Below are 19263 nucleotides of genomic sequence, written 5' to 3' on the forward strand. Positions count from 1 at the left end.
GTTCAATCCACGTGCGCGTCCGGGTCTCCCTCCCCGAGCGCCTCGAGCACCAGCTCCCCCGCCTTCTCCAATGCGTGCCCCGGCGCCAGATCCTTCGCCACGTACAGCACCGAGTGCACCTTCTCCGCCAACTCCCTCGTCCCCACCGTCTCCCCCTTCACCGCCTCCTCACACAGGTGCAACGCCAGGTCCACCAGCAGCAGCCTCCGCCGATCCACCCAGCCCTGTGACAGCATCGGGCTCGCTCCGTCGGGTTGGGCCTCGTGTACGCGCTCGTGCACCTGCTTGAGCGCACTCAGGATGGACTCCCGATGCTCCTGCTTCAGCCGGCTCTCTCTCGGCGTCCGGCGATCCTCCGGATCCGCTTCGTTGCTCATGGTCTTCTCTCGGGGACTCGGTGGCGAACCCGGGGGGCGAGGGGTTCTTGGGCTCAGTGAAACTTGGGGGAACTGTCTTGGGGGAACTGTGATGACTGTTGGGAGGAATTACCGTGCCGAAGGCTTCGGTGAGGCGCTCGGCGCCTTCGGGGCCTCGGCCGGCGTCGGGGCCTCGGGACGCGGCAACACCCCCGGCACCTCCGCCAACACGTAGCTCACCCACGCCACCGCCGCCGTCGCCTGCGCCAGCTCCTTCGGATCCACCTTGTCCAACGTGTCCGCCTCCGAGTGGTGCACGTCGAAGTACCGGCTGCTGTCCACCCTCACCCCCACGAACGGCACCCGCGCCGGAATCAGCGGTGAAATGTCCGCCCCTCCCGCGTCCCCCTGCACGATGCTCCCCGCCCCCAAGGCCTCCAGCGGCTTCAGCCACGGCGCCACCAGCTCCGCTCCTCCAGGGCCCGCTCGCAGCGCCACCCCCAACGGCTTGAAGCCCCCCGAATCCATCTCCAGCGCCGCCACGTGGTTGGCCAGCTCCCCCGCATGCGCCTCCGCGTACGCCCGCCCTCCCTTCAGCCCGTTCTCCTCGTTCGCGAACAGCACCACCCGCACCGTCCGCCTCGGCGCCGGCTTCAGCTTTCCGATCAACCTCGCCGCCTCCATCACCATCACCACCCCCGCACCGTCATCGTGCGCCCCCGTCCCCACGTCCCACGAGTCCAGGTGCGCCCCCAGCAACACCACCTCCCGCGGCTTCTCCCGGCCCGGCACCTCCGCCACCACGTTGAACGAATCCGCGTCCGGCAGCGTCTGGCACCCCAGCTTCAGCTCCACCTTCACCGGCCCTCCCGCCAGCAACCGGTGCAGCAACTCCGCGTCCTCCACCGACACCGCCGCCGCCGGAATCCTCGGCCCATCCTCGTCGTAACGCATCGCCCCCGTGTGCGGTGAGCGCAGCGACGCCGTCGCCAACGAGCGCACCAGCATCCCCACCGCCCCCGCCTTCGCCGCCACCGACGCGCCCCGCGTCCTCAACGCCGCCGCCTTGCCGTAATCCGCCGCCACCGACATCGAGTGGTTGAACAGCACCACCTTCCCCTTCACCTTCTCCCCCAGCGCCGCCACCTCCTCCAGCGAGCGCACCTCGATGACCTCGGCCGTCAGCCCCTCCGCCGGAGTCCCCACGCTCCCGCCCAGCGCCATCAGCGCCAGCCGGTGCTCCCGGTAACGCTCCGTGCCCGGCACCCGCCCGCTCTCCTGCCCTCGCACCCAGCGCGGCACCTTCACCGGCTCCAGCCACACCTTCACCCCGTCCGCCTCGAAGCTCCGCTTCGCCCACGCCACCGCCGCCTTCTCCCCCTCCGAGCCCGACAGCCGCGGCCCAATCCCATCCGTCAGCTCCGCCAGCCGCGCGTACGCGTGGCCCTCGGTGAGCGCCGCGCCAATGAGCTTCTCCGCCACCTGGGGCGAGGGGCCCGTCACCGCCGCCGGGGCCGGCGTCTTCGGCGCGGCGGTGAGCAGGGACAGGAGCGCGGCGGACAGAGGAAGAACCGAGGACACGTCGTGACTCCGGGGTGAGAGGGGGCCTGCACTCTCCGTCCACCAGCGCTTCCTCGCAAGCGCCTCCGTGCTCCACCTACTTCGGCTTCTCGCCAGCTCGCGAGGGGACCACGGGTCTCAGCGGCTCGTCCTTCACCACCGGTGCGGGTTCCGGCTCCTCGAACATCGCCGCGCCCCCCGCCATGCACAGCAGCACCCCTCCCACCACCATCAGCCAGGCGATGAGGTTGAAGTCCTTCTGCCCCAGCACCTCCTGCTCCGTGCCCTGGAAGACCTCCAGCCGCTCCCCTCCCACGAGCACCGGCCCCCGATCTCCCAGCGCCACCTGCCCCAACACCACCACGCTCGCCCCCACCTCCAGCCGCTCCTCGCTCAGGCGCGTGCGGCCGGTGTCTCCCCGGCCCGTCTCCGTGTACACGTAGCGCGACAACACGTGGGCCGGCACCTCGTAGCCGTTGAAGAGCCCCCCGGGCGTGTACTCGCGCACCAGAAGGCCCGCCAGCGACGCCCCGGCCGGCTCCAACCCGATGCGGCCGGACTCGTCCTCCACCTCCCAGCCCTCCGCGTACTCCTTCTCCCGGAAGAGCGTGGTCGAGCTGTCGTTGTCCTGCTCGTCGACACGCAGGTGGTAGTACGCGCAGTCCACTCCGGCGAGCGGCGACCGCACCGGCTGCCTGGCGCTCAGCCGGCCCACCACCTTCACCGTGGTGCCCGGACGCGCCTCCTTCACCCGGCTCCTCGGCGTGGCGCGCACCCTCGCGAGCCGGGTCCTGCTCCACCACAGGTTCCCCACTCCGAGCGCCACGAGGCCCACTCCGAGGAGCAGCACCACCGTCAGGACGACGATGTCTTCCGTATCCATGCCCGGGTGTTGCTACCCCAGACGGGCCCCGCACACCAAACCGGCCCTACTTCTTCTCCGGCACGCGGAACGTCAGCACCGGGCAGGGCGCCATCCGCACCACCTTCTCCGCCACGCTGCCCATCATCAGGTGCGACAGGCCCGTGCGCCCGTGCGTACCCATGATGATGAGGTCATACCCTCCCTCGCCCGCCACCCTCGCGATGACGTGCGCCGGCTCGCCCGACTCCAACATCTGCCTCGAGTGCGGCACGCCCTTCAGGAACTCCGTCAACTGCTGGTCCGCGTGGTTGCGCAGGAACGTGGACAGCGTCAGCTCCGGCTCGCTGCGCGTCAGCACCACCATCTCGTCCCCCGCGTACTCCGACTGCCTCCACACGTGCAACACGTCCAGCTTCGCGTCGAAACGGCCGACGAACTGGTACGCGTACTCGAGCGCCCGCTTCGAGGTCTCCGAGAAGTCCACCGGCACGAGGATTCGCTGAATCTTGTTCATGGCTTCACTCCAGGTCGGGTCTCCCCTCCCTGGTGCAATGGCCGTTCCCACCCGCCTTCCCTCGGAAAGACCCGCCCCCGCGGCGCAAATGCTGCGCTCGCTCCGCTCCCACGCAATTCCTGCACCCGCCTGCTGGATAGTCAGGCTCGCGCGGATGACGCCGCCCACGCACCCGGCGATACTCGCCGCCTGGAGGAGATACGCATGAGCCGCTTGCGCCTATCCTGGCTGCTGCCCGTCCTCTTCATGGCCGGCTGTGAGCCCTTCGATCCCTGGTTCGATTACGCCCCCGATGACAAGCAGTTGCAGCACATCGGACGCATGGACTGGTCCACCGAGGGTGGCCCCACGTATGCCCACTCGGGTGTCACCGTCCGCTTCCGCTGCAACTGCACCGGCGTGGACGTGGCCTTCGAGGACCTTGGCACCGGCGGCGACGAGCACACCAACTGGGTCAACGTCATCGTCGACGGGAAGACCGAGGCCAAGGTGCAGCTCAAGCCCGGACGCAACCTGCTGCGCGGCGCCCGCAACCTCCCCCGGGGCGAGCACCTCGTCGAGATCGTCAAGCGCACCGAGCCCTATGCCGGCAAGGTGACCTTCCTCGGCGTCAGCCTGCAGGGAACACTGATAGAGCCGCCGCCCTGGCCCGAGAAGCGCTTCGAGTTCATCGGCGACTCCATCACCTGCGGCTACGGCAACGAGGTGGACATCTACGCCCCCACCTACACCGAGCCCAACACCGGCTACCACTCGAAGAACGAGGACATCTCCCAGGCCTACGGCTCCATCCTCGGCCGCAAGTTCAACGCCGAGGTGGTCACCACCTGCATCTCCGGCACCGGCATCTACCGCAACCTCGATGGCTCCACCGAGGGCAGGGCCTTCCCCTACCTCTATACGCGCATCTACCCCGATGAGGAGAAGCCCCTCTGGAACCCCGCGTATTACCAACCCGATCTCATCGTCATCAACCTGGGCAACAACGACTTCAACGTGACCGGGGATGACAAGCTCCCGACCGCCCCGCCCGAAAAAGAGTTCAAGGACGCCTACGCCGCCTTCGTCGTGCAACTGCGCGAGTACTACCCGAACGCGAAGATCATCTGCACCGTGGGCCCGATGATGAACGACAACTACCCGGCCGGCCGCCAACACTGGACCAAGATGCGGGAGTACGCGCGCGAGATGGTCGACTCCCTGGGGGACGAGAACGTCATCTACTTCGCCTATACCCCCATCGTCGGCGACCCCTACGGCGAGGACTGGCACCCCACCAACGAGTCCCACGCGAAGATGGCCGAGGAGCTGACTCCCAAGCTCAAGGAACTCGGATTCTGAGCCAGTGGTGGCCCGAAGTGCGAACCCGGGAAACAGATACCCTCACCCCGTCCCTCTCCCGAGGGGAGAGGGGAAGTGGGTGGGTTCGGGTCAACGGATGAAACGGAGGAAGAGGGCGGAGTCCGGCGGCACCGTGACCGGTCCGTGTCCCACGTCCGCTGCTCCCCCGGCTCGCGGGAGCAGCACCGCCTCGCCTCCCCGTGTCACCGCCAGCGCTCCCGCGCGCAGCTCGCCCTCGGATACGAGCCCCCTCGACCACTCGTGCCCCCCCGAGCCCCGGTAGAGCTTCACCACGTAGAGGTGGTTGTCCGGCGTTCCTCCCTCCCGCCACGGCAGCTTCGGCCCTCCCACGCCGTCTCCCGGCCGGTATTGCCCCGTCACCACCAGCCGGTTCTCCTCATCCAGCGCTACGCCCGTCGCGCTCTCCCCGAAGTGGCGCATCCACAATTCCCCGCCCTTCACTCCGTACGCCGCCACGAAGCCGTCCTTCCCCTCCGCCCTCTGCGTCCGCCCCCGGAACGCGATGTCCCCCGTGTACTCGCCCACCACGAGCACCCGTTGCGCCTCCACCGCCACCCCCGTCGCCGTCCCTTCCGCCTCCCCCAGCCCTCGCGACCACACGTGCTTCATCTCCGGCGTGAAGCGCGCCACGAAGGGACTGCGCGCCTTCGTCGTGGACAGCGCGCCTCCTCCCAGGTCCACCTCGCCCACGAAGTGGCCCGCCACCGCGATGTGCCCGGAGGGCTCCAGCGCCAGCGACTTCACCGACAACCGCCCCCGGCGCACCACCGGACTCAAGGCGAGCACCATCCCATCCTCCGCTCGCACCCGGCCCACCAGCGCCGCCCCGAGCGGCTGGCCCTTGTCCAGGAAGTCCACCGCCACCACCAGCTGCCCCCGGACCTCGTCCACCGCCAGCGCCCCGGCCGGTAGCAGTTGCACCCCCGGCAACACCGCCGTGCGCGACCACACGTGCGTGCCGTCCGGCCCGTACTTCGCCAGGAAGGGCCCCGCGGGCAGCGGCTCGCCCCCGAGGCTCAGCGTGGGCTCCCGGTGCTCCCCCGCGATGTAGAGGTTGCCCGCTCCATCCACCACCATCGCCGATACCGTGGGCCTCGCACCGTGGTACGTGGGAAAGCCGATGGACCACACGTGCGTGCCGTCCGGCGCGTACTTCGCCAGCGCCAGCCCCGCCTCCCCCGGCAGCGCGCCTCCCCCGAGGTCCACCCCGCTCCGCTCGTACGCCAGGGAAGCGAAGGCGTTCCCCGCCCGGTCCACGCTCACCGTCCACCCGAAGACCGGGCCCTCCACCGCTCGCACCTGACGCGTGGCCCCACGCTCCACCCGCGACTCCCGTGCCTGGCTCGCCAGGGAGGGCCTGGGCTCCGGTGGCTCCGTCACCGCTCCGCACCCCCACCCCAATCCCAGACACACCGCGACACCCATTCGCCAGCCGCGTCTCACGCCGTCCCCCTCCCGCTCGCCCGCGACCCCACGGTCCCCGCGAGCTTGTTCACGCGCGAGGTGGGCGCCATCGTCTGACGGGGTGTCCGTGCATGCCGTGTGCTGGCGCCCCCTCCAGGCAGGCGAGCATTGGCTGATCCCCGAGGGCCTGGCTCCGTCCTCCAACCAGCGCTCGCGCCTCACCTCGGGGATGTTGTGGCCCTCTCACGTGAGACGAACCTTGCCCCCGACGTTCACTCGAGGGGGGTTGTCCGATGACGTTCGAGATGCAGGCCCCACACCGGGGCTGGAAGTGGTTCGTGCTGGGAATGCTCGCGCTCACCGCATGCGGCGCCGTGTCCGAGCCTCCGGCGGCGGACGCGCGCGAGGAGCGTCCCGTCTCTGGGATGCATGACACCGGCGGCGGGCAGGATCCCTTTCCCACGTGGTCCTCGCCCACCTTCGCCGCCGTTCCGGCGATGGCCACGGATGGGAAGCAATTCCTCACCGCCTGGCGTGACGTGCTCCGGCCCGGCCAGCTCTTCGCCGCCCGAGTGTCGACGGACGGCGAGCTGCTCGATCCCGACAGCATCCGGCTCAACCTGGACCCCGCGGTCGAGGCGGGAGATCCCGCTATCGCCTTCGATGGCAAGCAGTTCCTCGTCGTCTGGCAGGGCAGCCTCACGCTCTACCTCGTCCGCGTGAACCGCGATGGCACCGTGGTGCCTCCCGTCCTGCCCATCGCCGACATCTTCGCCAGCCCGTCTCCCGCGCCCACCATCGCCTGCGGCTGGCGCAAGTGTCTGGTCGCCTGGCCCGACGTTGCCGGCCCCAGCAGCATCCGCGGCGTCATCGTGGAGTCCGATGACATGGGCCTCGGCACGCGAGAGCTCGTCATCTCCTCTCCCGCCCAGCCCTTCACCTCGTTCGGCATCTCGGCCGCCTGGGGCCACGACCGCTTCCTCGTCGTCTGGAGCGATGAGCGCACCGGCATCCCCAAGCTCCTCGCCGCGCGCGTGCGGCCCGATGGCACCGTGCTCGACCCGTCCGGCATCCCGGTCTCCACATCGCCCGGCGTGCAGTCATTTTCGGACGTCGTCGCCACGAAGCACGGGTTCTTCATCGCCTGGAGCGACACGCGCCTCGGCACCCGAGACATCTTCGGCACCCTCGTGAAGCCCGATGGCTCCGTCCCCGACCCCGATGGTTTCCTCATCGAGTCGAGCCCGGATGATGAGTTCGACCCCGCCGTCTCCTACGACGGCTCCCGCGTGCTCGCCTCCTGGAGCCGGTTGAGCCCCGGGCGCTTCTCCGTCCGCGGCAACTTCGTGCGCGCCGATGGCTCACTGGCTTCCCCGGTTGGATTCCCGCTCTCCACCGGGGAGTTCGTCCGCGAGGTCCAGCAGGATGTCGCCTACGCGGATGGGACTCACTTCGTCGCCTGGTGCGCCGCGCCTGCCGTCGATGAGCCTCCCTTCCAGGTCATCCTCGGCTCCCGCGTGAAGAAGAATGGGGCGCTCGTGGATGACCCGGCCATCCGTATCTCGCACTCGCCCTCCGTCGAGGGGGCGGCCGTGGGTCCCAGGGAGAGGTAACAACCACGGTGCTCAGAGGCTTTGGAGGAAGTTCTTCAACGGTTCGAACACCGGGTGCCCAGGATCGATACCTCCAGCACCCGGGTCGAAAGCCTGATGGAAGCGAAGCCTCGGGTCTGGGCACATCGCGAGATACGCGTTGAGCCACCCCTTGGCCGCCAACGCCGCGGTGCCATGTGTTGGTTGTGCACAACCGACCAGCGCATCCACACAAGCGGAAAGCGTCTGGTTGCGAACCGCCAGCCGACAGAGGTGCTCGATACTCCCGGGCGCCTTTCCGTCCGGGGCGAGGAATGCACCCAACCTGCGGGGATTCCCGGCCAGGAGGCCATGCACCGGAGGTGTCGAGGCGCCGAATGCCGCCAGGGTCTCCTCGGCGAGACGATATGCTCCGTTCGGGTCGTCCTCCACGTCCAGGAGGAGCCCTACGCTTCGTGCATGGCCAAAACTCGGATCCCTCGCCGCCAGCGCCGCCAGCGCCGGCAGGTCCGAACGGCCGCTTCCATACCAGCACACCAGGCCCTGCCACACCGCAGGCCCCGCGACGGACTCACACAGCCAGCGCTCATCTCCCCCTTCGACCAGGAGGAGCCCGAACCCGGTCACAGGAAAGGGAGGAAGGTTTCGGCGACTCATCCGCGGATCTCGACTCCCATACGCTCGGCTGCGGCGACGAGGTTGCGATCGTAGACAGTGGCCACGGTCTCGTGAGCCCGGCGATCCAACCGGATGACCCGGAGCCCGGGATCATCCAGCGCGGAGAAGGCACGGCATGCCGCCTGGACACACTCCTCGGAGTGGGTCGTAGCGAAGATCTGCATGCTGCGAGCCGCTGAAACCGTCGCCAACCATTTCCAGACGGGTTCGAGCGTCGAGTGATGCAGGCCGTTCTCGATTTCATCGATCCCCAGCAACAGGGCTTCCCCACTCGCGAGAGTCACGGCGATGTCGAAACAACGCTGGACCCCCTCACCCATCAACCGGATGGGAAGCAACACAGGCTGTCCCTTCAGGCGGACAAAAAGAGCGGCCTGGCCGCCTGTGGGAGAGAGGATTTCCACTCCCTCGACCTGCTCGTCAATCAACCGCATCAGCTCGCGCACGAGGGAGTCCTGCCCCTCTTGTTTGAGCCGCGAGAAGAGACGAATGGCATTTCTGTAGTCGACCGAACCCGAGGGAATCCATGTTCCAAGCGACTCCGGGTACACCTCGTCGGGGAACTCCACCCCACGCGGGCTCCCCGTCACGAGCTGCTCATGGGTTTCACCCTCACGTTCGATCGAGCATTCGAGCGCCCAGGTTCCCGCTCGCGGATTCCCACCCGCCGGCTCGGTACCCGACAGGGGTGGAGAACGCCGGGCCTTGTTCATTTGGACCCTGGTTCCCGCCCCGCGAGCTTGCCCGGGCGGCATCAACCTCGCGTCCACCAGAAAGCCCCGCTCCGCATCGTTGCCACGAAAGATGGGACGCCAAAATCCATCGAAGTCTTCCACTGGTACGTCTGGAATCCGCATCTCCTGCAGGGTCCACAGCGCTCGCGCCGCATCCTCCCCATGCCCGGCCATCCAGACTGCTTCCATCAAAGCCGTCTTGCCGGCGTCATTCTTTCCGATGATGAGGTTGACGCGCCCCATCCCGGAGACCGTGAGCCGCTCGATGCCTCGGAAGTTCTCGATGGTGGCGTAGGTGAACATGCGCTCCTTCTAGCAGAACCCACCCGGACGAGCGTTGTCGAAGGAGGAGAGGGGATTGTGGGTCACCCCTCTCACTCCTCCTTGGTTCGCCACGTAACGTCCCGCTCAGTCCTCGTGCGTGCCCACCGTCGCCGTCGGACCCCACGCCTCCTGACCCTCCCGCTCGAAGAAGAGCGGCTCCCGCTTCCGCGCGCTCCCCCCCACCTCGTTCAACGTCAGCGAGTCGTACAGGTGCCCCCCCACCATCGTGTACCGGATGCTCGTGCTGTTGCGCAGATCCTCCAGCGGGTTCTTCTCCAGCACCAGCAGGTCCGCCAGCTTGCCCTCCTCCAGCGAGCCGATCTCCCCATCCAGCCCCAGGTACCGCGCCCCCGACACCGTCGCCGCCCTCAGCGCCTGCAGCGGCTTCATCCCTCCCTGCCCGAACATCCACAGCTCCCAGTGCGCCCCCAGCCCCTCCCGCTGCCCGTGCGCTCCCAACTGCACGCTCACGCCCTTGTCGTTCAGCTGCTTCGTCACCCGGGCGATCTGGAAGTGGTTGAACTCGTCATCCGGCACCATCACCGGCCGGCGGCTGCGCGCATCCACCACCCGCCTCGGCGCGAACGCCAACAGCCTCTTGTCATCCCAGACGTTCGTCTTCTGGTACCAGTAGTTCTCACCCCACACGCCTCCGTACGCGACGATCAGCGTCGGCGTGTAGCCCGTCTCGCTCCGGCTCCACAGTTGCTGCACGTCCGCGTACGCATGGTCCACCGGCAACGAGTGCTCGATGCCCGTGTGCCCGTCCACCACCATCGTCATGTTGTGCTGGAAGAGCGAGCCTCCCTCCGGCACCACCATCATCTGCAGCTCGCGCGCCGCCTGGAGCACCTTCTGCCGCTGGTCGCGCCTCGGCTGGTTGTAGCTCTTCACGCTGAACGCCCCCACCGCCTTCATCCTCCGCAGGTGCGAGCGCGCGTCCTCCAGCGTATCGATCGGCGCCCGGGAGGCCCCCGCAGCCCCGTACAGGATGGTCCCCGTCGAGAACACCCGCGGTCCCACCATCGCCCCCGTCCTCACCCGCTCGCTCGTCGCGAAGATGGAGCCCGTGTCGTTCGACGGGTCGTGCACCGTCGTCACGCCGAACGCCAGCGACGACAACAGCTTCCAGTTCTGCTCCGGCAGCACGCCCCCGTCCCCCATCGCCCCGTGCCAGTGCACGTCCACGATGCCCGGCATCAGCGTCTTCCCGCTCACGTCCACCACCTTCGCCCCCGCCGGCACCGCCACCTTCCCCCTCGGGCCCACCGCCACGATGCGGCTCCCCTTCACCACCACCACGCCCTCCTCGAGGACCTCGTCCCCCTTCATCGTGATGACGCGGCCTCCCACCAGCGCCACCGTCCCCTCCGGCACGTCCGTCTTCGCCTGGAAGCCGATGTCCATCCCCTTCTCCGGCACCTCCGGCAGCTTCTCCGGCGCGCCCTCCTGGAAACGGAAGCTGTTCTTCAGCTCGCGCGTGTACAGCTCCGGCCCCAACGCCCAGTGCAGCCGCTTCCCATCCCCCGACCAGTGCAGCCACTCGCCCGCGTCCCGCGACACCTTCGCCACCGGCAGCGCCTTGCCCTCGGGGCTCGCCACCGCGCCCTTCGCCCCGCGCGGCAACGGCATGATGAACGCGTTGAAGTTCTCCCGGAACGCCACCCACTGCTCATCCGGTGACACCCGGTACTCCGTCGCCTCGTCACTCGTCACGTGCGTGCGCGGCTCGGTCCCGTCCAGCCGGATGCTCTTCAGCGCCCGCTCGTCGTCCTTCTCCCGCTGCTCCACCGTCAGGAAGAACACCCGCTCCGAGCCCGCCCCGAAGTGCGCCAACGCTCCGTCCTTCACCAGCCGCTTCGGCGCGCCTCCCGCCGCCGGCATCACGAACAGCCCCTGCTCCCGGCTGTACAACGCCGTGCGCAGATAGCCCCCGCCCGTTGCCCGGTACACGATGAAACGCCCGTCCGGAGACAGCGCCGGCTCCACGTAGTGCCCCGGCTTCGCGCTCACCACCTTGCCCTCGCCACCCGTCACCGGCACCACCCGCACCGTGCCCAGCTTCTCGTCGTCCCACGTCGTGTAGACGATGCTCTTCCCGTCCCGCGAGAACGACGGGTACTGCTCCGTGTGGTCCGTCTGCTTCGTCAGCCGCTTCGGCGTGCCGTTCGGCAGGTCGCGCACGTACAGGTGCCCCAGCGCCTGGTACACCACCTTGTCCCCCTTCGGAGACACCTGCACCCAGCGCAGCATCTTCACGTTGAACTTCTCGGGCGCCACCGCCTGCGGGAAACGCACCGCCTCGTGGATCGTCCGGGTGCCCCGCACGCGGAAGGGAATCGGCGTCACCTTCTTCGTCGCCACGTCGATGCGATGCAGCTTGCCGCCCGCCCAGAACACCAGTGACTTGTTGTCCGGCGTCCACGCCATCACCGGGTACACGCCGTGGATGGCCCACGTCTCCTGCATGTCCCGCTCGAGCCCGTCGAAGATGGGGCGCTCGGCGCCGCTCGCCAGGTCCGCCACGTAGAGCGTTGTCTTTCCGCGCACCCGGCGGACGAAGGCCAGCGACTTGCCGTCCGGCGACGGCGTGGGGCGGATGGAGCCGCCCGGGCCCGTGATGAAGCGCTCCGTCTCCCGCGTGTCCAGGTCCAGCCGCTGGATGACGTAGATTTCGCCGTTCGGGTCCTTGTTGTATTCGAACACCTTCCCCGGCGTGATGTCCTGGCTGTAATAGACATACCGCCCATCCGGAGAGAACACGGGCTCGCCCACGTCCTTCTGGTCATTGGGCCGCTCGGTGAGCTGCACGCCGTCACCGCCCGAGCGGTGGTACATCCAGATTTCACCCGCGCCCAGCGAGCGCCGCGAGGTGAAGTGCTTGCGCGCGATGAGGTACTGCCCGTCCGGCGACCACGCGGGGCTGTTGAGCAGGCGGAACTTCTCCTGCGTCACCGCCGTGGGCTCCGAGCCATCGCGCTTCATCACCCAGATGTTGTCCCCGCCACCCCGGTCGCTCGTGAAGGCGATGGACTTGCCGTCCCGGCTGTAGCGCGGCTGCATGTCCCAGGCGACGCCGCTGGTGAGGGCCTTCGCCTCGCCGCCGCCGATGGGCAACGTGTAGAGGTCGCCCAGCAGATCGAAGACGAGCTCATCCCCCTTGGGGCTCACGTCCAGGCTCATCCACGTGCCCTCGGTGACGTCGAGGTCCACGTGGGTGGCGGGGAAGCCGGGCGCGTTCACGTCCCACTTCTCCTCGGGCTTCTTCTCCTCGGGCTTGCCCGCGTCCTTCGCCGGCTGCGTGGCCGGAGCGGGCTTGGGGGCCGGCGCCTGCGCGCGGGCGGACAGGGGCAACGCGCTCGTCAGCACGAGCGCGAGGCAACGGAGGCTCAATCGGTTCACCGCGGTTCCTCGTCGGTCTGGCGTGATGGGGCGCGCAGCCTACCCCGGCGAGGTCACGTGTGGAGTGAGTTGAAGCAGGCGGGCGGGCACGTTTCCACGTCCGGTGCGGGTAGAACGAGCCCAGCCGGGTGCGGGCGGGAAATCCGCGTTCCCTCCTGGCCCCGGCGCACGCATCATCGTCTCCGCGGTGATGTTCCCGTAGGCTGGGCTCCTCCGTGCTTTGGTGCGCTTTTCGAGCCCCCGCTTTAGATTGAACAGAGGCATCCATGAGCAGGGAACGGTGGGTGGTGTCTCCCGAGGTCGCTGGAGAACTGGGGGAGAATACAATCATGAATACGTCGGTTCATCCTCCTGCGGTGTCTCACTTCCATCATCGCTTCGAGGGGTGGCTGGGCGATGAACTGCTGGAAGTCTTCCCCTGCTTTCTCGTCTCTTCCCTTCTCGCGAAGGCACTGGAGGAGGCAGGGCTGACCGGTTTCAACCTGGACGATGTCGAAGTGAGCACGTCGCCAGAGTTCCAGGAGCTATACCCTGGACGCACCCTGCCAGAGTTCCGATGGCTCAAGATTACAGGCGAGGATCGCGATGCCGATTTCCGCCTCACTCCGGACTTTCGATTGGAGGTTTCCAGCCGGACGCTGGAGGTCCTGAGGAAGTTCAAGATGGCTCATGCGATGATTGACCCCTCCGGGGATTAGATTTGTCCGACCGGAACAGTCCTTAGCGCTCGTGCTTTCGCAGCTGCGCGAACAAGGCCTGGAAGGAGAAGTCGTAGTGCTTCAGGGCGGGGTTGGCCACCTTCGAGAAGGCGCGGAAGTCGATCTTCTCCCACGCCGGAGCCCCGAGCAGGTGGAGATAGGTGTCCACGTTGCCGCGCGTGATGGCGATCATCTCCGTGCGCCAGTAGAGCCGCTCGGACGCGAAGTCCCTGCCGTGGTGGTAGTCGTAGAGCAGCACCAGGGCCCACGCCCCCTGGAGCGTCTGTCCCCCGAGGCTCGTCACCAACCTGCCCTCCCGGACGGCCTCGAGGGCCCGCGGTGTCCACCCCATGCCCCCCACCAGCACATCCGCTCCGGGACGGCGGCCCGCCTCCTCCAACGCCTGCAGCGCCCCCAGGGCCATCACATCATTGGTGGCCCAGACGAGCCGCAGGTCCGGATAGCGGCGCAACAGCAGCGACATCCTGCGATGGGCCATCTCCGGCTCCCAGACGATGACGTCCACGGCCTGGAGCAACTCGATGTCTTCCAGCTCGCCCAGGGCCTGGTGCAGACCCTCGATGCGCTTCAGCGCGTAGTCATCCCCCCGCCCCGTGAGCGCGACGAGCCCCTTGCGTTCTCCCCTCGCACCGGGTGCCAGCCCCTGCGCCGCGTCCCGCAGGAGGCGGACGAGCCGCTGTCCGGCCACCACATCGTCCGGCACCATCTGGCCGAGCCAGGACTTGAAGGACCCGCGGGGCCCTCCGAAGCGCGCCCGCTCCTCGGCGTTCAGCCCGGTGATGATGACGAACACCGGGACGCGGGCCTGCTCGGCGAGCTCGAGGATGCGGACCGACATGCCCCGGTGCATCGAGATGATGAGGTAGTCGGGCTTCTCGGGGCCGCTCACCACACGGCGGACCAACTCGAGGTTCTCCGCTGGCCAGTACGCCGCGTCGTACTGGACCAGGCCGACTCCCAGGTCATGCGCCGCGGCCCGCGTGGCGTCCCCCAGACCGCGATGCATGGGATTGGTCGGCGCCAGCATGTTGATGAAGGCGACCCGCATCGTCCGGCCAGGGGAAGCGGGTGCGTCCCGCCGTGAGGGGGTCTGCGCCCCCGAGCCCGCCAGCAGCGAAAGGAAGAGGACGAGCGGCAGGAACCGCGATCGCGCGACGGACATGGGCAGACCCCCTGCATCCAACGATGCTCCGGAGACCTGCGAAGGGCACGCGTTTTCCGCAACCCGCCCCGCGAGGCATGCAGGCGCCGCCGGACGCTACTGCGGCAAACCGTCGAAGAAGTCGACCTCGCCGGTGTCCAGAGAGTAGTCGGCGCCGACGACCATCAGCCCCTCCTCCTGGATGAGCCGCTCGAGCAGCCGGCTGCCGTGGCGCAGGTGGGCGCAGGACTGGCGGACGTTGGCACGCCCGGCCTCGTGTACCAGCCGCGCCTGGTCCACGCCCGGCCCGGCCGCATGCACCACGCTCTCCACCGCCGGCCGGCACCGGTCCACGATGTCGTGGATGTTCTCCGAGGGCACGTCCACGCGGTGCTGGATGAAGTCCAGCGTCGCCTTGATGGCGCCGCAGCGCGAGTGGCCCATCACCACCACCAGCCGCGTGCCGAAGGTGGCCGCCGCGAACTCCACGCTCCCCACCAGCGAGGGCGCCACCACGTTGCCCGCCACGCGGATGACGAACAGGTCTCCCAGGCCTTGATCGAACACGAGCTCCGACGGCACCCGCGAGTCCGAGCACGAGAGGATGGCGGCGAACGGACTCTGCCCGGCGGCCAGGGCCGCCCGCTCGCCCGCGGCGTCCGGGATGCGGACGTGCTGGACGAAGCGGCGGTTGCCTTCCCGCAGACGCTGGAGCGCCTGGTCGGCGGGCAGGGGAGCGGGGGGAATGCCTGCGATGGTCATGGCCGCGAGCCTCTCCTCCATGGGTGGTGCCGTCCATTGGAATCCGCACCCGGCGGCTGCTCGCCCGTCCCCGTCCTTGTCACGGCCCCCCCGGGGACCTACCTCTCCGGGTATGCCTTTGAGCACGAGCAAGAACAGGGCCGAGGCCCAGCAGCCCTTGCTGTCGGCGAGCACCCGGGAGCACTGGGCCCGCCGCTTCTGGCGCGATGCGCTCGCCTGGAAGGGCACGGTGACGCCGCTCGTGATGCCGCGGGTGCTCTTCTTCGGAGTCTATGGGCTGCTCGTCGGGCTCGTGCACGAGGTGCTCGACTGGTCGCCCATGGGCAGCGGCCCCGTGCAGTTCACCGCCGCCTTCCTCGCGCTGCTGCTCGTGCTGCGCACCAACAGTGGTTACGATCGCTGGTGGGAAGCGCGCAAGCTTTGGGGCGGCATCGTCAACCAGTCGCGCAACCTGGCCATCGCGGGGCTCTCCTACGGTCCGAGCGACCCCGAGTGGCGCGAGCGCTTCGTGCGATGGACGGCCGCCTTCTGCCACGTGTCCCGGCGCAGCCTGCGCGGCGAGCGCGACGTGCCCGAGCTGCGCCCACTGCTCCAGGATGACCATGCGGTGGAGCGCATCGCCCGCGCGCAGCACATGCCCACCTTCGTCGCCCGGGTCATCGCCGGCATGCTGCGCGACGCTGTCGATCACGGGGAGATGGACCGCGTCGCCTTCCTCGCCGTGGACCGCGAGCGCACCCAGCTCATCGACCACGTGGGCGGCTGCGAACGCATCCTCAAGACGCCTCTGCCCAAGGTGCATACGTCCAAGCTGCGGCGGTTCATCGTTCTCTATCTGCTCGCCCTTCCCATCGCCGCGGTGGACACGTGGTGGTTCCCGGGGCTGGTGACGGCGCTCGTGGCGTACCCGCTCCTCGCCATCGATCAGATCGCCGTCGAGCTGGAGAACCCCTTCTCCCCCAAGAACCTCAGCCACCTGCCGCTGGATCCCATCTGCGAAACCATCCAGGGCAACCTGCTCGCCTTGCTCGACACCGAGGAGTGGAGCACGGTGTCACGGCCGTGGAGCATGGAGTCCCCATTCTCCGAGCCCCGGCATACGGATGGGTGACGGCTCCGTTGGGTTTTCAGCACCTGACCAGCCCCAATGGATTGACTTGGCGATCAGCTATTTTCTGAGATCGGCGGCTCGTGGACTCCACAGCCCAGGGAGCCCCTTCGAGGAGCAGCCGTGAACGCCTACGCACTTCCTCTGCTCATTGCCGTGCTGATCTCAGGATGCACGACGCCGAGAACCGTCACCTTCGTCGAGGGGGCGCTCGTGCCGAGGAACTTCCGGTTTGTCACCATCGTCAAGCAACGCGGCGACGAAGCAGGCGGGTGGCGTGCGGCCTGTCTTCGGTTGCCCATCAAGAGCGATACGGGAGACGCCATCATCTGCAAAATGGGCGTCGACATGCCGATAAAGACCCTGGAGGACGGCTTGATCACTCTTCCAGCCGCCCAGCGCATCGCGGCGGATTCTGGCAATGCCGCGGCGCAAATCGCCTTTGCGCCCACGACCATCGAGACACCCATGGGCATCTTGTGTGAAAACTTCAAGACGGCATTTCATTTGACTCTCGATGCCGCCGTCGTTGGCTCTCGCGTCAAGACGGCATGTCATCCCAAAGCCGAATCCGCCAGGGCAGAGCGCTGACCACATGCTCCTCTCGACGGAAGAACTTCTGGCGATTGCTCGGAACTACTGGCGCGCCGACAAGGCTTACGATGGTAGCCCCGAGCACAGACGGCTCACCGATCTGTGGGAACTGGAGCTCAAGAAGCTCGATCAATGGTGGGCTCTCCTGGATGAACTCAGGCGGGAGCTTCCTGGCTTCACTCTCGGCAATGCCACCGCGACTCCCGATGCCTGCTTCCGGTGCGCGGCCTACTCGCCTGTAGACGATTCATCGAGCGCGCGCCGGTTCATCGTCGTCGGGTGCGTCAGCATCCTGGCGCCCGTCTATACGGTTTATGGCGTGGACTACATATTGATGGACAAGAAGCGACACGACCGCAGGGTCTTCTTCGAGCCGCTCCCGGCTGAAATGCAACACCCCGCAGATGCCATCTCCAGGAGGATTGAAGCGAACTTCCGCGTGGACGCGCTTCCGCGCGATATGGCCGGCATTCACATTCCTCTCCATGTCGAGCCGGTGGAACCGCCGAACACCACGCTCTTCCACGCGCTCTTCACGAGTGAGCCTGCCTCCTTGCCTTGAGGAGCACACCGGCCAACCACGGGGTTCAACCTGGGGTCCGCGACACCCTCACCCCGTCCCTCTCCCGAGGGGAGAGGGGAAATGGGCTCGGCTGGGAAATGGGCGTGGATGGGCTCAGTCCTTCGCGGGGCCCACCTCGGGAATGATGCCCAACCGCTCGTAGATGGGCCTCACCCGCTCCCTCAACGCCGGTAGCTTCACCCCGAACCACCCCGCCACTCCCAGGCACACCACTCCTCCCACTCCGATCGTCACCGGTGCACCCATCCGCGCCGCCAGCGCCCCCGCCAACAGGCTCCCGAACGGCGCCGTTCCGATCAGCGCCATCGCGTAGAAGCTCATCACCCTCCCCCTCATCCGCTCCTCGACGATCGTCTGCAACAGCGTGTTGCTCGCCCCCATCATCACCATCATCCCGAAGCCCACCACCACCAACAGCACCAGCGACGCCCCCATCCACCTCGACACCGCGAACGCCACCAGCCCCGCCCCGAACAACGCCCCCGTCCGCATGATCGTCTTCTCGAATCCCATCACCGACCGCCTCGACGCCAGGTACCCCGCTCCTCCCAGCGCCCCCAGTCCCGTGGCCGCCATCAGGAACCCCAGCGTCGACGGGCCTCCCTCCAGCACCCGCGTCGCCATCAGCGGCATCAGCACCGTGTAGGACATCCCCATCACGCTCATCACCGCCAGCATCCCCAGCAGCGCCCGGATCGGCGTGAAGTGGTACGCGTACCGGAAGCCCTCCTTCAGCTCCTTCCACACCTCGCCGTGCGGCTCCACCCGCGGCGTCCGCTTCAGCCGCATCGCCAGCAACGAGGCAATCACCGCCAGGTAGCTGAACCCATCAATCAGGAAACACCCACCCTCCCCTACCCACGCAATCAGCCCTCCCGCCACCGACGGGCCCAGCAGCCGCGCCACGTTGAACATGGAGGAGTTGAGGGCAATCGCGTTCGCCAGGTCCGCCCGGTCATCCACCATCTCCACCACGAAGGACTGCCGCGCCGGCACGTCGAAGGCGTTGATCAACCCCTGCACCAGGCACAGCGCCCCCACCTGCCACACCGCCACGGCCCCCGTCAGCGCCAGCACCGCCAGCGCGAAGGACTGCAGCATCGCCAGCACCTGCGTCACCACCAGCAGCCGGTGCCGGTTCCACCGGTCCACCAGCACCCCCGCCAACGGCGCCAGCACCAGCGACGGAATCTGCCCGCAGAACATCACCAGCCCCAGCAGCCACGCCGAGCCGCTCAGCCGGTACACCAGCCAGCTCGTCGCCACCCGCGTCAGCCACGTCCCCACCAGCGACACGCTCTGCCCCATGAAGAAGAGCCGGTAGTTGCGGTGCGCCAACGCCCTCAGCAGGAACCTCCACCCACTCTCCCGCTGCCCTTCCACTCCTCGCACCCCCATTCCCGATTCTCCTCACCTGGTGTATGCCTCCGCACCGCCGCTTCACGGCCCCAAGCGAACGGCACCACCTCTCGTTAAAAGTAGGGTCAGCCGGGGCCTCCGCCCCGCCTCCCAGGCCCTCACCTGCTAACAGGGGCCCGTCCGTCTGGCTGCAAGACACACCGGGC

Annotated in this window: 17 protein-coding genes; 6 read left to right on the forward strand and 11 right to left on the reverse strand. The window is 68.0% G+C overall.

The features are described from left to right. Positions 1 to 2: 2 nt before the first annotated feature. The 4 genes from BO221_RS07360 to BO221_RS07375 all read right to left on the reverse strand — a co-directional run bounded on the left by BO221_RS07360 (position 3) and on the right by BO221_RS07375 (position 3295). Complete coding sequence (locus tag BO221_RS07360) at positions 3 to 377, reverse strand: hypothetical protein (protein WP_073559677.1); 375 nt, start codon at positions 375 to 377, stop codon at positions 3 to 5. Positions 378 to 485: 108 nt separating this feature from the next. Beyond that, entirely contained in the window at positions 486 to 1937 is a 1452-nt protein-coding gene (locus BO221_RS07365; RefSeq protein ID WP_073559678.1) for a M20/M25/M40 family metallo-hydrolase, read from the reverse strand. Positions 1938 to 2013: 76 nt separating this feature from the next. Continuing rightward, positions 2014 to 2799, reverse strand: a complete 786-nt coding sequence (locus BO221_RS07370; protein ID WP_073559679.1) for a hypothetical protein — start codon at positions 2797 to 2799, stop codon at positions 2014 to 2016. 46 nt (positions 2800 to 2845) lie between these two features. After that, entirely contained in the window at positions 2846 to 3295 is a 450-nt protein-coding gene (locus tag BO221_RS07375) for a universal stress protein (protein ID WP_073559680.1), read from the reverse strand. 204 nt (positions 3296 to 3499) lie between these two features. On the opposite strand from BO221_RS07375, the gene BO221_RS07380 reads away from it, so the two are divergent. Then, the gene (locus BO221_RS07380; protein WP_073559681.1) at positions 3500 to 4636 is read left to right on the forward strand and encodes an SGNH/GDSL hydrolase family protein; all 1137 of its coding nucleotides are present in this window, start codon (positions 3500 to 3502) and stop codon (positions 4634 to 4636) included. A 90-nt stretch (positions 4637 to 4726) separates the two neighbouring features. On the opposite strand, the gene BO221_RS07385 is transcribed toward BO221_RS07380, so the two are convergent. Next, positions 4727 to 6037 (reverse strand): hypothetical protein, encoded by a 1311-nt coding sequence (locus tag BO221_RS07385; RefSeq protein WP_073559682.1) that lies wholly within the window; start codon positions 6035 to 6037, stop codon positions 4727 to 4729. Positions 6038 to 6354: 317 nt separating this feature from the next. On the opposite strand from BO221_RS07385, the gene BO221_RS07390 reads away from it, so the two are divergent. Further along, positions 6355 to 7674, forward strand: a complete 1320-nt coding sequence (locus tag BO221_RS07390) for a hypothetical protein (protein WP_083680824.1) — start codon at positions 6355 to 6357, stop codon at positions 7672 to 7674. 12 nt (positions 7675 to 7686) lie between these two features. On the opposite strand, the gene BO221_RS07395 is transcribed toward BO221_RS07390, so the two are convergent. The 3 genes from BO221_RS07395 to BO221_RS07405 all read right to left on the reverse strand — a co-directional run bounded on the left by BO221_RS07395 (position 7687) and on the right by BO221_RS07405 (position 12791). Continuing rightward, positions 7687 to 8310, reverse strand: a complete 624-nt coding sequence (locus BO221_RS07395) for a DUF3226 domain-containing protein (RefSeq protein ID WP_073559683.1) — start codon at positions 8308 to 8310, stop codon at positions 7687 to 7689. Next, positions 8307 to 9368, reverse strand: coding sequence for an ATP/GTP-binding protein (locus BO221_RS07400; protein WP_073559684.1), 1062 nt, complete (start codon positions 9366 to 9368; stop codon positions 8307 to 8309). Before BO221_RS07400 ends, BO221_RS07395 begins: the two co-directional genes overlap by 4 nt. A gap of 105 nt (positions 9369 to 9473) precedes the next feature. Further along, positions 9474 to 12791 carry an amidohydrolase family protein gene (locus tag BO221_RS07405; protein ID WP_073559685.1) on the reverse strand — a complete coding sequence of 1106 codons (3318 nt, stop codon included), beginning with the start codon at positions 12789 to 12791 and terminating at the stop codon, positions 9474 to 9476. Positions 12792 to 13120: 329 nt separating this feature from the next. On the opposite strand from BO221_RS07405, the gene BO221_RS07410 reads away from it, so the two are divergent. After that, complete coding sequence (locus BO221_RS07410; RefSeq protein ID WP_143195322.1) at positions 13121 to 13489, forward strand: hypothetical protein; 369 nt, start codon at positions 13121 to 13123, stop codon at positions 13487 to 13489. Positions 13490 to 13511: 22 nt separating this feature from the next. On the opposite strand, the gene BO221_RS07415 is transcribed toward BO221_RS07410, so the two are convergent. Continuing rightward, positions 13512 to 14672, reverse strand: a complete 1161-nt coding sequence (locus BO221_RS07415; protein WP_073559687.1) for an ABC transporter substrate-binding protein — start codon at positions 14670 to 14672, stop codon at positions 13512 to 13514. Between the two features lie 96 nt (positions 14673 to 14768). After that, complete coding sequence (locus BO221_RS07420) at positions 14769 to 15413, reverse strand: carbonic anhydrase (protein ID WP_073560251.1); 645 nt, start codon at positions 15411 to 15413, stop codon at positions 14769 to 14771. Between the two features lie 118 nt (positions 15414 to 15531). Here BO221_RS07420 and BO221_RS07425 point away from each other — a divergent pair, with 118 nt between their 5' ends. The 3 genes from BO221_RS07425 (at position 15532) to BO221_RS07435 (ending at position 17677) form a co-directional block, all read left to right on the forward strand. Further along, positions 15532 to 16524, forward strand: coding sequence for a bestrophin family protein (locus tag BO221_RS07425; RefSeq protein WP_198956074.1), 993 nt, complete (start codon positions 15532 to 15534; stop codon positions 16522 to 16524). A 120-nt stretch (positions 16525 to 16644) separates the two neighbouring features. Then, on the forward strand, positions 16645 to 17112 hold the full coding sequence (locus BO221_RS07430; protein WP_083680827.1) for a hypothetical protein: 468 nt from the start codon (positions 16645 to 16647) through the stop codon (positions 17110 to 17112). 4 nt (positions 17113 to 17116) lie between these two features. After that, positions 17117 to 17677 carry a hypothetical protein gene (locus tag BO221_RS07435; protein ID WP_073559688.1) on the forward strand — a complete coding sequence of 187 codons (561 nt, stop codon included), beginning with the start codon at positions 17117 to 17119 and terminating at the stop codon, positions 17675 to 17677. A gap of 114 nt (positions 17678 to 17791) precedes the next feature. Here BO221_RS07435 and BO221_RS07440 read toward each other — a convergent pair whose 3' ends face one another. Beyond that, the gene (locus tag BO221_RS07440; protein ID WP_073559689.1) at positions 17792 to 19096 is read right to left on the reverse strand and encodes an MFS transporter; all 1305 of its coding nucleotides are present in this window, start codon (positions 19094 to 19096) and stop codon (positions 17792 to 17794) included. Positions 19097 to 19263: the final 167 nt, after the last annotated feature.

The organism is Archangium sp. Cb G35, from assembly GCF_001896145.1.
GTDB classification, from domain to species: Bacteria; Myxococcota; Myxococcia; order Myxococcales; family Myxococcaceae; genus Archangium; species Archangium violaceum.

Coding starts and splice junctions, on each gene's coding strand:
- BO221_RS07360 (WP_073559677.1), bottom strand. CDS start 377: ATGAGCAACGAAGCGGATCCGGAGGATCGCCGGACGCCGAGAGAGAGC.
- BO221_RS07370 (WP_073559679.1), bottom strand. CDS start 2,799: ATGGATACGGAAGACATCGTCGTCCTGACGGTGGTGCTGCTCCTCGGA.
- BO221_RS07375 (WP_073559680.1), bottom strand. CDS start 3,295: ATGAACAAGATTCAGCGAATCCTCGTGCCGGTGGACTTCTCGGAGACC.
- BO221_RS07380 (WP_073559681.1), top strand. CDS start 3,500: ATGAGCCGCTTGCGCCTATCCTGGCTGCTGCCCGTCCTCTTCATGGCC.
- BO221_RS07390 (WP_083680824.1), top strand. CDS start 6,355: ATGACGTTCGAGATGCAGGCCCCACACCGGGGCTGGAAGTGGTTCGTG.
- BO221_RS07395 (WP_073559683.1), bottom strand. CDS start 8,310: ATGAGTCGCCGAAACCTTCCTCCCTTTCCTGTGACCGGGTTCGGGCTC.
- BO221_RS07400 (WP_073559684.1), bottom strand. CDS start 9,368: ATGTTCACCTACGCCACCATCGAGAACTTCCGAGGCATCGAGCGGCTC.
- BO221_RS07410 (WP_143195322.1), top strand. CDS start 13,121: ATGAATACGTCGGTTCATCCTCCTGCGGTGTCTCACTTCCATCATCGC.
- BO221_RS07415 (WP_073559687.1), bottom strand. CDS start 14,672: ATGTCCGTCGCGCGATCGCGGTTCCTGCCGCTCGTCCTCTTCCTTTCG.
- BO221_RS07420 (WP_073560251.1), bottom strand. CDS start 15,413: ATGACCATCGCAGGCATTCCCCCCGCTCCCCTGCCCGCCGACCAGGCG.
- BO221_RS07435 (WP_073559688.1), top strand. CDS start 17,117: ATGCTCCTCTCGACGGAAGAACTTCTGGCGATTGCTCGGAACTACTGG.
- BO221_RS07440 (WP_073559689.1), bottom strand. CDS start 19,096: ATGGGGGTGCGAGGAGTGGAAGGGCAGCGGGAGAGTGGGTGGAGGTTC.